We start from the raw sequence: 12,028 nt of genomic DNA, 5'->3' as shown, positions 1-12,028 counted from the left end.
TTCATGCAAACAGAAGAGCACAATGATAATACCATGAATATTTTAAATCAACAGTTGACGAATATTTCTGCTGAAAATCAGTTTGTAACCTTTAGAGTTGACGATGAGGAGTATGGAGTAGATGTATTAAAAGTACAGGAGATTATTAGATATCATCAACCGACTAAAGTACCAAATGCTCCGGAAGTAATTAAAGGTGTTATTAACTTTAGAGGGGAAGTCATTCCAATTGTTGATTTAAGGAAAAAGTTTAATCTTGAATTAAGAGAATATGACAGCTTTACTGTAATTATTATTTTGGAGGTTAAGGATAAGATTGTAGGAATAATAGTCGATCATGTGTCGGATATTTTGAGTTTTTCTAAAGAAGATATCCAAACAGCTTTAGAATTTAGTTCGGATATTAAAACAGAATTTATCAAAGGTATGGCTAAGCTTGATGAGCGATTGATAATATTGTTGGAATTAGAAAAGCTTTTATCTTTTAAAGAATTTAGAGCACTTAATCGACTAGATGAGGGAGAAATGAGTGAAGAAGGACAAGTAACAGATAAAAAGGAGGATATAGTAAAAGACGAATCTGATGATGAATTAATAGAGGACGATGGATAAGAGAGTTGATTTATTATGGATTTTAAAGTAAAGATTAGTGATAAGGCATTTAATCAAATCAGTGAATTAATGCAGCGAACAATTGGTTTAAATCTATCAACTAAGAAGAAAGCTATGGTTCATTCACGTTTATCTAAACGCTTAAGAGAATTAAATTTAGATAGTTTTGATGAATATTATCAATTACTAAATGAGAGTGAAAGTGAATTAGTTCACCTTTGCAATTTATTAACTACTAATGTAACTAAGTTTTTTAGAGAAAAGTATCATTTTCAATTTTTACAAGATCGAGTATTGCCTCAAATTAAAGCAGATAAATGTAATAAGAAGATTAGAATTTGGAGTGCAGGTTGTTCTAGTGGAGAAGAGGTTTATAGTTTAGCTATTATTCTAAGAGAATTTTTTGATGATGATTGGGATATTAAGATTTTAGCTACAGATATTAATACTGAAGTTTTGAGATTAGCTAAAAAAGGGATTTATCATCAAAGACAAATAAAACCGATTCCTTATAAATTATTAACAAAGTATTTTAAGTTAGGAGAAGGTAAGAATAAAGGTTTATTTAAGGTAAAGCAACATTTAAATGAATTGGTTGTATTTAAAAGGTTAAATTTAAATCAAAGTACAGAGTATCCTATTAAATCAGAATTAGATTTTGTTTTTTGCAGAAATGTATTTATTTACTTTAAAAAAAAGACTAGAGAGCAAGTTTTACATAGGTTCTATAATTATATCAAGGATAATGGGTATTTATTTTTAGGACATTCAGAGTCTATTAATGGTTCAAGTGGTTTAGCTGAGAAGTGGAAATTAATTCAGCAGACGACTTATCAAAAAATGAAGTGAAGGATGTTTAATAGTGAAAAGCAGGTTAAAATTCAAAATGAGGACAAAGGTCAAGAAGATTTTTGCTGGAGATTTTTATACCACTAGAGATAGGGAAGAGATTATCTCTACTTTATTAGGTTCTTGTGTTGCCACTTGTTTAATAGATAATGTCAATTCAGTTTATGGGATGAATCATTTTATGTTACCAATGGAGCTAAAAAGAAAAGATAAGGATAAACTTGGCAAGTATGGGTTAGATGCTATGGAGATTTTGATTTCAGCAATGCTTAAACAAGGTGCTAATTTAAAGTATTTAGAAGCTAAACTTTTTGGTGGAGGAAGAGTTGTTAAATCAAGTTATAGTAATGTTGCAAAGGCTAATGTTGACTTTGCTAAAATGTATTTAGAACAGCAACAGATTCCGATAATTGCTCAAGATGTTGGGGGTACTTATGGGCGTCAGATTTACTTTTACCCTAAAGAAGGAATTTATTCTCGAAAGATAAAATCTACTCATCAAGAGTTAGCTTAAACTATATTAATTAGGATAATTATAAAGGGGGAATTACTGTGTTAGATTTTATTAAAAGAAGAATTACAGTGCGTAATAAATTATTAGTATTAATTTTGATTCCTTTAATCTTAGTCTTAGGTGGATTAGCTTACCAAAATTATAATTTAGCAGTAGATGAAGTTACTGATACTGTAAGAACTAATGGCCTTCAGCAAGTCAGAGGAAATGCTAAGGTAATTAATAATTGGTTAGAAGCTAAGGGAAACGAAGTAAAAGTATTAAGTCGGACTTTAGAATTAAAAGAAAATTGGAATCAACAAGAAGATGTTTGGACTATAATTAATAAATTAGAAGAAGAGGCTATTAAAGGTACTTTTGCTAATTTGATGTTGATTGATTTAAAAGGACAAGCTTGGACTACTAAAAATAAGTCTTTATATAATTTAGAAGACAGAGAATACTTTAAAAAAGTTAAACAAAATAATGAATTAGTAATTGGTAAACCTATCAAATCGAAATTAAGTGGTGAAGACGTTTTTGTAATAGCAAATTCAGTGAAAGATGAAAATGGAAAGACAGTTGCTATTATAGCTGGAAGTGTTTTATTAGAGCCATTCCAAGAAATTGTAAATGATTTTAAAATGGGTAGGACGGGTTATGGTTATGTAGTTAAAGAAGATGGAATGCTGATTGCACATCCTTCTAAAGCTATGAAGCTTAATGTGTTGAATCCAAATAATGAAGGGGTTAATCAACAACTTGCAAATATTACTAAGAAAATGGTAGCTGGAGAGAAAGGAGTTAATAAATATAGTTTTGATGGTGAAGATAAATATGCTTTTTATTACCCAATTCAAGGAGTTAATTGGTCTTTAGCGTTAAATGTTCCTGTAAGTGAATTAACAGTAGCAGCTAATAAAATTACAAAACAATCTGTAATTGGTTATATAATCTTATTTGTAATTATTGCTTTAATTGTATTCTTTGTTTCTAGTTCAATTACTAGTACTATCGAAAGTATCCAAGAAGTCTTAGGAAAAGTAGCTAAAGGTGACTTTACTAAAAAGGCTAGAGTAGATAGTAATGATGAGTTAGGAAAGATGGCAAATTATCTTAATAGGACTATTGGGGAATTACGAGAAACTTTGCATTCAGTACAGGATTCTTCAATGACTGTTGGGAATGCTTCTAATGAAATTGCAGAAGGTAATCAAGATTTATCACAACGAACTCAAGAGCAGGCTTCATCTTTAGAAGAGGTTTCAGCAACTATACAGCAGATGACAGCGGCTGTAGAAGAAGTAGCTGCTAATGCTGAAAGTACTGACGAATTGGCCGATCAGAATATGGAAGTTGTAAGAAAAGGTTCAAATGTGGTACAGGATACAATGCGTTCAATGGCAGAGATTACATCTAGTAGTAAAGAAATAGCTGATATCATTACTGTTGTCAATGATATTGCTTTCCAAACTAATCTATTAGCACTTAATGCAGCAGTAGAGGCAGCTAGAGCTGGAGAACATGGTAAAGGTTTTGCTGTAGTAGCAGCTGAGGTAAGAAATCTAGCAAGTAGAACGGCAGAATCAGCAGAAGATATAGAAGATTTAATTACTAAAGTTATTAAACAGATTGAAAATGGTAATGAATTAGTTGAACAGACAGGAGACTCTTTAACAGAAATTGTAGAGAATAGTGAACAGTCTTCTACAGCTGTTAATGAGATTTCTGCTGCTATGCAGGAGCAAGCAACTTCAGCGGATCAGATTCAAGGAGCTGTAGAAGAGTTAGATCAAGTAACTCAACAGAATGCAGCAATGGTAGAAGAGATAGCTAGTTCAAGTGAAGCATTGAAAGATGAAGCTAGAGATATGTTAGCAGAGGTTAAGCAGTTTAATTTAGGAAATAAGAAAGATGATATAAAGAATATGCAAAAACAGCATCAGGGAAATACCGAACTTAAAGAAGAAAGAGATGCTTTATTTGGCAATGATGAAGAAGATATAGATTTTAATGAAGATGATTTTGAGAAGTTTTAATTAAAATGTTCCTCATTTAATAGGCTGTTGACTAACGTCGACAGCCTGATTATCATTTTAAAGATTAAGGAAGGGATTTTAAAATGGATTTTAAATCTTTAGTTGAAAATGCACAAGATTTAATGTTTCGTTATAGTTTTCAACCTAAGCAGGGATTTGAATATGTTAATTCAGCAGCAAAAGCAATTACTGGTTATACTCCTGAAGAGTTTTATGCAGATCCATGTATAGAGTATAGACTAGTTCATTCTAAAGTTAGATTCTTATTAGAAGATTTAGTGGAAGCACCTGCAACTAAGAATAACTCACTTGTCTTGCCTTGGGTACATAAGAATGGTAGTCTTGTATGGGTGGAACAAAAAGTTACACCTATTTATGATGAAGAAGATAATTTGATTGCAGTTGAAGGAGTAGTGCGTGATATTACTAGATGGAAGCAAGCAGAAGAAGAACTTCAGTTACAAAGATCTTATTTTGAAACTCTTTTTGATGAATCACCCCTGGTAATGGCCATTTTAAACGAAGAAGGAAAAATTATCAAAGTAAATAAAAACTTCCAAAATACATTTAAATATAAAGAATCAGAAGCTAAGGATAATTTTCTTAGAGAGCTAATAGTTCCAAAAGATGAAGTAGAGAAAAGTCAACAATTATTTAATAAAATTTTAAAAAATAAAATGGTTAATGAAGAAACTGTTCGAAAACGAAAAGATGGTAGTGAGATAGAGGTTTCTATTATTGGAACACCTATTGAATTTAATGATCGAAAGTCAAGAATATGTATAATTTATAAAGATATTACTGAACGTAAAAAAGATGAAAGGCAGATTAAGTATTTAAGCTTTCATGATGAATTGACAGGTCTTTATAATAGAGTATATTTTGAGAGAGAATTAGAGTTAGCAAATAGCCAGCAGCATATTCCATTAAGCTTAATTGTTGCAGATGTTAATAATCTTAAATTAGTTAATGATGTTTTTGGTCATGGAAAAGGTGATGAATTATTAAAGATAGTAGCCAAGATATTAAAAGAATCATGTCGAGAGAATGATATAGTCGTTAGGTGGGGCGGGGATGAATTTATTATCTTATTACCAAATACCACCAAAAATCAAGTGGAATTAGTAGTCAAAAGGATTAAAGAGAATATTCCTAAGTATGAAGAGGTTGAAGGGCCTTTTACAGAGATTAGTATTGCGCTAGGATATGTCACTAAAGAAAGCCCTATTAGGAATATAGATAAGATTATGGCTAAAGCTGAAGATAGGATGTATAGAAATAAATTAAGAGGCTCTAAGAGTACTAAGAGTTCCATTATTTCATCCTTAGAAACCACTTTATTAGAAAAAAATTATGAGACTAAAGAACATGCAGATCGTTTGGAAAAGATTTCTATGAAAATGGGAAAATATCTTGGATTATCAAATAATCAACTAGATAATTTAGATTTGTTAGCTAGATTACATGATATTGGGAAGGTAGCAATTTCTGATGAAATTCTCATGAAACCAGCAAAATTGACTGAGGAAGAATGGGAACGGATTAAAATGCATCCAGAGATTGGATGTAGGATTGCAAATTCATTAGCAGAATTAACTCCGATTGCAAATATTATTTTATCTCATCATGAGCGCTGGGATGGGACCGGTTATCCTCAAAGGCTTAAAGGAGAAAATATTCCATTATTAGCAAGAATAATTGCTATTTGTGATGCTTATGATGTTATGACTAATGAGCGGCCATATAAGACAGCTATGTCTCATCAAACAGCAATAACAGAATTAAAAGAATGTGCAGAGTCTCAATTTGATCCTGAATTAGTAAAAGTATTCATAGAATTATTTGATAATCAAAGTAAGTTAAAAGCATTATGATTTTAAAAATATAAGTACTTAGCAAAAGGGAAGGGGATAAAGTGGGAAGTGATAGGATAACAACAGTAAGTAAAGAGATTCAATCCTTAGAAAGAACGATAGTTAGTAAGTTTGATGAAGTATATAATCTAGAAGAAGAGGTTGAAGATTTTTTAGCTATTTATACTGATGATATAATTAATTTAAGGTTAGGGTTTCATGAAATTTTAGTCAATGCTATAGAACATGGTAATAACTTAAATGGCCAAAAAGAAATAGAAATAGAAGTAATTATAACAGAAAAACACATTAGAATATTAATTAGTGATCAAGGGAAAGGATTTAATTGGGAAAGACACTTATCCAAAAGCTTAGATAAGGATAATTTTAATGAAAGAGGACGTGGTATTATTATAGCTAAGAGAGTATATGATTTGATTGAATATAATAACCAAGGAAATCAAGCTTCTTTAATTAAATTTAGATAATAAAATTAAAGTAAAATGTGATCACATAGTTAGATGATAATAAATGGAGGATTAGCATGTATAAGGATAAGATTTTAATTATAGAAGATAGTAAGACTCAAATTAAATATTTAGAAAAATGTTTAACCGATTATCAAGTAATAGTCAAACAAAATGGGAAAGAAGGTATGGAAGCTGCATTAATTGATGGTCCTGATTTAATATTATTAGATTTAACTTTACCTGATATTGATGGTTTAGAATTATGCCGTAGAATGAAGAAAAGGAATGAGTTACAAGAAATTCCAATTATTATTCTAACTACTAGAAATGATTTAAAAAAGGCTTTTAAATTAGGAATTGATGATTATCTACAAAAACCATTTTCAAAGGAAGAATTGCTTGCACGAATTAAGACAAGGTTAGCAATGAGTAAGATGCAAGGGATCACAAAGGAAATCATTAATAGTTCAAGTAGGTTGCAACAGATGATGTCACATAATAATCTTGATATGTTATTGAATAATATATTATTTTATTTAAAACAGACTATTCCTAAACTTAAAAAATTAATATTTTGGTGTAAGAGGGAAGACGGTTATTACTTAAAAGCTAGTTATGGATATCCTGATTCCTTAAAAGAAAGTATTTATTTTAATATTGATTTAAAAGATGGTCTAAACCATATTGAAAATTTTGCAGATTATATTACGCTGTTAGATTCGAATCAAAATAGTTTAGAGACTATTAAAAAATATTTTTCAGAACGAAAGATTTCTTTATTCTCTATTAAAATTGATGATGAATATCATGGGGTATTGAGCTATGAAGCATCCATGTCATTAACTAATGAAGAATTTGATTTGCTGCAATTATATTTAAGTAATGTTTCTAAATTAATTAAAAATAAGATTTATGAAGAGAGAATTAAACTTTCTGAGAGTAGATATAGGACTTTATTTGAGAAAATTTATGATGGAATACTAATTACAGATTCAGAAGGGAAAATTACCTTTGTAAATCAACAGGTTAGTCAAGTTTTGAATGAATCTAGAGATCAGTTAATTGGTACGGATTATTTAAGAGGGAGATATATTGACTTAGATAATGATGAAGTAGAGATTCCTAAAGGAAATAAGCTAAAAAAATTAATTGATATATTAGAAAGTTCAAATTCTCAAAGAACAGATCCTATTAATTTTAGATGTAAGTTAGAAATGGATGGTCAACAAGATAAATTTTTGAAAGGGACAGTAACATCTTTAGAAAAGTTTAGTGATTTCAAAAGAAATATTAATTCAAAAGAGTATATATTTATTATTCGTGACATAACTGATCAAATATTGAAGACAAAATTAAAGGAAGTTGAATATACATTATTTAAAATGGGTGATTCAGATAATGATATTAAACAAATAAGTGAGGCATTTACTGTAGAGCTTAAAAAAGTATTAGATATTATTGGAGTTGCGATTTATTTTAAAGATTATAATGATATGTTAGATTTGAGTAGTCATTCAGGAATTCAAAATAATATTATTTCTAAGATTAAGTTAAAAAATGTGAATAATTGCCTATATACGATAACTAAAGAAGCTGCAATGAAACGAGAATTTATATTTAGGGAGATTAATATTTCGTGTCAATGTTTAAAAAGGATGGGCGTAGAATGTGAAGTAAATTCATTAAATATGTATGTTACATGTAAAGAGTGTAAAGGATGTAATAATTGTGGTTATGAGAACATTGATGGAGATAAGAGTTATAGAATTATTGCTCTACCTTTAATATATAATAAGGAATTGATAGGAGTTTTGCAATTAATTACTTCTAATAACAATTTTTTAATTAAATCTAATTTAGAATTGTTATCTGGATTTAGTGAGGAAGTTGCAAACTTTTTTAATACGAAGAAATTACAATTACAATTACAAGATAAGCATCAGAATTTATTAGAGAATATAACTAAGGCTCGCAAGATTCAAGAATCACTTTTCCCAAATGTTTTACCGGAAGTGCCTGGAATAGGGTTAGCAACCTGGCATACTTTTGCAAAACATATGGGTGGTGACTTTTATGATATTTTTAGGATTGATGATGAATATCTAGGATTTTATTTAGCTGATGTTTCAGGACATGGAATTGATGCTGCCTTGATGACTATGTTTATTAAGAGTAATATTGAACCTTATATCATAGTTAATGGTGAAAAGAAGATTAAATCACCTAAAGAGGTTATTGCAGATTTGAATTACAAATATCAAAATGAAAATTTTCCTGCGGATAATTTTATTACTATTTTTTATGGAGTATTAAATTATAAGATAGGTAGATTAGTTTATTCAGCGACTGGATTTGTTAATTTTCCAATTAGATTTAATAAGAATGGTTGGGAAGAATTAGTCTGTCCAGGAAAGGTTATTAATACATATATTAAGGAATTAGACTTAGTTGAAAAAGAGGTTAATTTAAAATCTGGTGATAATCTGTTTATGTATACAGATGGGGTTATAGAAGAGACTAATGGTACTCAACAGATATATGGCAAAGAACGATTAATAAATAATTTATGTAATCATCATGATTTACAAGAAGATAAGTTAATGGAGAGAGTTAAAGAAAATTTTAATTTCTATGTTAATGAAAAGATTTATAATGATGATATAACTTGTATATTATTAAAATTCAAATAAAAAATGCCATCTGTTATTAATAACAGATGGCATTTTTTTAAAAGGGATATTAAAAAAGGGAAAAATAAGGGGTAAATCCTAATTACTAAGAGGGGTAAGTTCTTAGTTATCTTTATTTACCTTACATTTATAAGTATATATTATCTTTGTTACGAAATTATGATGAATATATTATAAAAGTATGACGAAGTGAAAAAAATATTATATTTCAATTTCATATTCTTTTCATACTTTCTTCATGATATTTTCATATTTTGCTTATATAATGAACTTAACGAAGAAAGAGAAGTTCAGAAACATAATTAAAAACTTACAAAAGGAGTGGTTTTGAATGAAGAAAGTAGTAATAGGTGTGACAGTTTTGGCGTTAGTATTATCTTTAGGTATGGTGGTTATGGCAGCTGAGAATAATGATGATTCATTTAAAAAGAATTATGAATTAAGAAAGGATTACATTAATCAACAATTAAAACAAGGATTAATTACTGAAGAGCAAGCAGATTATATGTTAGATAGGTTAGATTCGATGAAGAATTATTATGAAGAGTATGGGTCTAATTATGATTCTGATAAAAGATATGAATTCCAGAAAAATTACATTAATCAACAATTAAAACAAGGATTAATTACTGAAAAACAAGCAGATTATATGCTAGAGAGACTAGAAGCAAGACAAGAGTATTATAAGCAGAATGGTAATGGTGGATATGGATATAGAATGCCTTGTGGAAGATCAGGTTTTGGTCCAGGGATGATGGGACCAGGTATGATGGGTGGATATGGTTTTGGTCCAATGATGCACGGTCCAGGAATGATGGGACCGGGTATGATGAGAGGTTATGGTCCAGGAATGATGGGACCAGGAATGATGAGAGGTAGAGGTTTTGGTTCAAGAGGTAGATGGTAAATTTAATATAAATTCTAAGAGCCTTCTATAGAAATATAGGAGGCTTTTTTTATCTAAAACAGCCAAGAAAACTCCATCCAAGCTATGCATTGGGTGGAGGTGAATTGGCTATTTAAAATTTAATTAAATATTTAATTTTAAATTAATCTTTACCTTGATTTTCAATATACTCTTTAATTGTCTCGATAGTAGCACCACCAGTAGATATAATACAGTAACTTCTAGACCAAAAAGCAGACTTCCAATAATATTTTTTCAAATGTTGCTCATATCGCTTTTTAATAAGTCTTGAAGATACAGTTTTTAACGTATTAACTAACTTAGATAATTGTATTTGTGGTGGAGTTTCAAAGAGAATATGTACATGGTCTTCCTCTCCTCCAAATTCTAAAACATTACAATCTTTGTCATTAAGTAGTCTAGTAAATATCTTTTCTAGTTCTTCAAGCATTTCAGGAGTGATACATTTGTGTCTATATTTTGTAATTACAACTAAATGATATTTTAGACTATAAACAGAGTGACGATTACTATTAAGTTCTCTACTCATAAAGATTAAACCTCCATATTTTTAATTTACAACTAAATCTATTAATGATATAATTATAATATAATGGAGGTGAAAAATCAATGAGACTATCATTTAAATTCAAACCTAAGTTAAGTCATAATCAATTAGAGATAATTAAAGAGTTAAGTTGGCATTGTTCAAAATTATATAATACAGTTAACTATCAAATCAAAAATAATGAAGATGTAAAACCTGTATATACTCAGTTGGAAAAACAGTTTAAATCTAATTGGCATAACGATTATTTACACAGTCATAATAGACAACAGGCATTAAAGCAGTTGGCTCAAGATTGGAAAAGTTTCTTTAATTCTATCAAAGACTATAAAAAGAACCCTAGCAAATATAAAGGTAAACCAGGACCACCTAAATTTAAAAATATGGACAAAGACCCTTGTCAAATAATTTTTACTAACTTAGCCACTAGAGTTAGAGATAATAAATTGCTATTATCCTTATCCAAAGCGATAAAATCTAAATATGATGTGAAAAGTCTTAATTTTGAATTGCCTTTAGCAGTTCAAAGCATCGTAGATTTAGAAACTTCCTCCATTTCCAATGGACATTCCGTGGGAAACATCCTCCAACAGATAAGGATTAAGCAAGATAAACTCTCTAAAGAGTGGTATCTATTAATTATCTACAAAGTTGAGAAAGTCAAAGAAAATACTAATCCTAATATAATGGCAATAGATTTAGGGCTAGACAATCTAGCTACCTTGACATTTAAAAGTAATACTGAAAGTTATATTATCAATGGTAAAACTATTAAATCTAAAAATGCTTATTTTAATAAAGAGATTGCTAGATTGGTTAGTATTAGAATGAAGCAGTTAGGCATTAGCAAGATTAAAGATACTAATCAAATTAGAAACCTTAGACTCAAAAGAAGAAACTATGTTAAGGACTATCTTCATAAAGCTAGTAGAAAGATAATTGAATTAGCCATTCAACATAAAGCATCTACTATTGTGATTGGAGATATAAAAAATATTAAGCAAGGCAACAATCTTAAATCTTTTGTTCAAATACCTATTCAAAGACTGGTAGAGTTGATTGAATATAAAGCTAAACTAGAAGATATTAAAGTTGTTAAAATCAATGAATCGTATACTTCTGGTTGTAGTGCAATTGATTTAGAAAAACTAAATAAGTCTAACTATGATAAGTCTAGAAGAATTAAAAGAGGACTATTTAAAACTAATGAAGATATATTAATTAATTCAGACCAAAATGGAAGTCTTAATATTCTTCGTAGATACTTAAAAGATAAATGTATTCTCAGACCTATTAAACAGGCGAGAGATAATGGATTTGTGGACAATCCAGAACGAATAAGGATTGCCTAATTAAATTAGGTGGAAACTTAAATATCAAACTTCGTTTAAACTCAACTATTAGCACATGGCTTACTTAGTATGTGTGAAGTATTGAGAAGCTCCATTTAAATCTTGTTTTTGATTTAGGTGGAGAGGTTCACGGAATTAAATTTGATTAGATTTAGAAGCAATTATACATATTATAAATATAAGCGAATTATACTA

At 29.3% G+C, this 12,028-nt stretch carries 10 protein-coding genes; 9 read left to right on the top strand and 1 reads right to left on the bottom strand.

The window, feature by feature from the left end:
* Positions 1 to 3: 3 nt before the first annotated feature.
* The 8 genes from B5D41_RS03610 to B5D41_RS03575 all read left to right on the top strand — a co-directional run bounded on the left by B5D41_RS03610 (position 4) and on the right by B5D41_RS03575 (position 9,913).
* Positions 4 to 612, top strand: a complete 609-nt coding sequence (locus tag B5D41_RS03610) for a chemotaxis protein CheW (protein WP_078809246.1) — start codon at positions 4 to 6, stop codon at positions 610 to 612.
* A gap of 15 nt (positions 613 to 627) precedes the next feature.
* Positions 628 to 1,461, top strand: a complete 834-nt coding sequence (locus B5D41_RS03605) for a CheR family methyltransferase (protein WP_078809245.1) — start codon at positions 628 to 630, stop codon at positions 1,459 to 1,461.
* A 13-nt stretch (positions 1,462 to 1,474) separates the two neighbouring features.
* Positions 1,475 to 1,975 carry a chemotaxis protein CheD gene (locus B5D41_RS03600; protein WP_234983885.1) on the top strand — a complete coding sequence of 167 codons (501 nt, stop codon included), beginning with the start codon at positions 1,475 to 1,477 and terminating at the stop codon, positions 1,973 to 1,975.
* A 38-nt stretch (positions 1,976 to 2,013) separates the two neighbouring features.
* Complete coding sequence (locus tag B5D41_RS03595) at positions 2,014 to 3,993, top strand: methyl-accepting chemotaxis protein (protein ID WP_078809243.1); 1,980 nt, start codon at positions 2,014 to 2,016, stop codon at positions 3,991 to 3,993.
* 83 nt (positions 3,994 to 4,076) lie between these two features.
* A complete protein-coding gene (locus tag B5D41_RS03590; protein WP_078809242.1) occupies positions 4,077 to 5,867 on the top strand; it encodes a diguanylate cyclase domain-containing protein in 1,791 nt (596 codons plus the stop codon).
* 41 nt (positions 5,868 to 5,908) lie between these two features.
* Positions 5,909 to 6,334, top strand: a complete 426-nt coding sequence (locus tag B5D41_RS03585) for an ATP-binding protein (protein ID WP_078809241.1) — start codon at positions 5,909 to 5,911, stop codon at positions 6,332 to 6,334.
* A 56-nt stretch (positions 6,335 to 6,390) separates the two neighbouring features.
* On the top strand, positions 6,391 to 9,006 hold the full coding sequence (locus B5D41_RS03580) for a SpoIIE family protein phosphatase (protein ID WP_078809240.1): 2,616 nt from the start codon (positions 6,391 to 6,393) through the stop codon (positions 9,004 to 9,006).
* A 331-nt stretch (positions 9,007 to 9,337) separates the two neighbouring features.
* Complete coding sequence (locus B5D41_RS03575; RefSeq protein WP_078809239.1) at positions 9,338 to 9,913, top strand: DUF2680 domain-containing protein; 576 nt, start codon at positions 9,338 to 9,340, stop codon at positions 9,911 to 9,913.
* 142 nt (positions 9,914 to 10,055) lie between these two features.
* Here the strand turns inward: B5D41_RS03575 and tnpA are convergent, their stop codons facing one another.
* The gene (tnpA, locus tag B5D41_RS03570) at positions 10,056 to 10,463 is read right to left on the bottom strand and encodes an IS200/IS605 family transposase (RefSeq protein ID WP_078809238.1); all 408 of its coding nucleotides are present in this window, start codon (positions 10,461 to 10,463) and stop codon (positions 10,056 to 10,058) included.
* A gap of 80 nt (positions 10,464 to 10,543) precedes the next feature.
* On the opposite strand from tnpA, the gene B5D41_RS03565 reads away from it, so the two are divergent.
* Entirely contained in the window at positions 10,544 to 11,833 is a 1,290-nt protein-coding gene (locus tag B5D41_RS03565; RefSeq protein WP_078809237.1) for an RNA-guided endonuclease InsQ/TnpB family protein, read from the top strand.
* The last annotated feature ends 195 nt before the right edge of the window (positions 11,834 to 12,028 follow it).

Source organism: Selenihalanaerobacter shriftii (assembly GCF_900167185.1).
Lineage (GTDB): Bacteria > Bacillota > Halanaerobiia > Halobacteroidales > Acetohalobiaceae > Selenihalanaerobacter > Selenihalanaerobacter shriftii.
This window is presented reverse-complemented; position numbering and strand designations above follow the sequence as displayed.

What these genes read in the sequence shown, in the direction of transcription:
- B5D41_RS03610 (WP_078809246.1), top strand. Translation starts at nt 4, where the DNA reads ATGCAAACAGAAGAGCACAATGATAATACCATGAATATTTTAAATCAA.
- B5D41_RS03605 (WP_078809245.1), top strand. Translation starts at nt 628, where the DNA reads ATGGATTTTAAAGTAAAGATTAGTGATAAGGCATTTAATCAAATCAGT.
- B5D41_RS03590 (WP_078809242.1), top strand. Translation starts at nt 4,077, where the DNA reads ATGGATTTTAAATCTTTAGTTGAAAATGCACAAGATTTAATGTTTCGT.
- B5D41_RS03580 (WP_078809240.1), top strand. Translation starts at nt 6,391, where the DNA reads ATGTATAAGGATAAGATTTTAATTATAGAAGATAGTAAGACTCAAATT.
- B5D41_RS03575 (WP_078809239.1), top strand. Translation starts at nt 9,338, where the DNA reads ATGAAGAAAGTAGTAATAGGTGTGACAGTTTTGGCGTTAGTATTATCT.
- tnpA (WP_078809238.1), bottom strand. Translation starts at nt 10,463, where the DNA reads ATGAGTAGAGAACTTAATAGTAATCGTCACTCTGTTTATAGTCTAAAA.
- B5D41_RS03565 (WP_078809237.1), top strand. Translation starts at nt 10,544, where the DNA reads ATGAGACTATCATTTAAATTCAAACCTAAGTTAAGTCATAATCAATTA.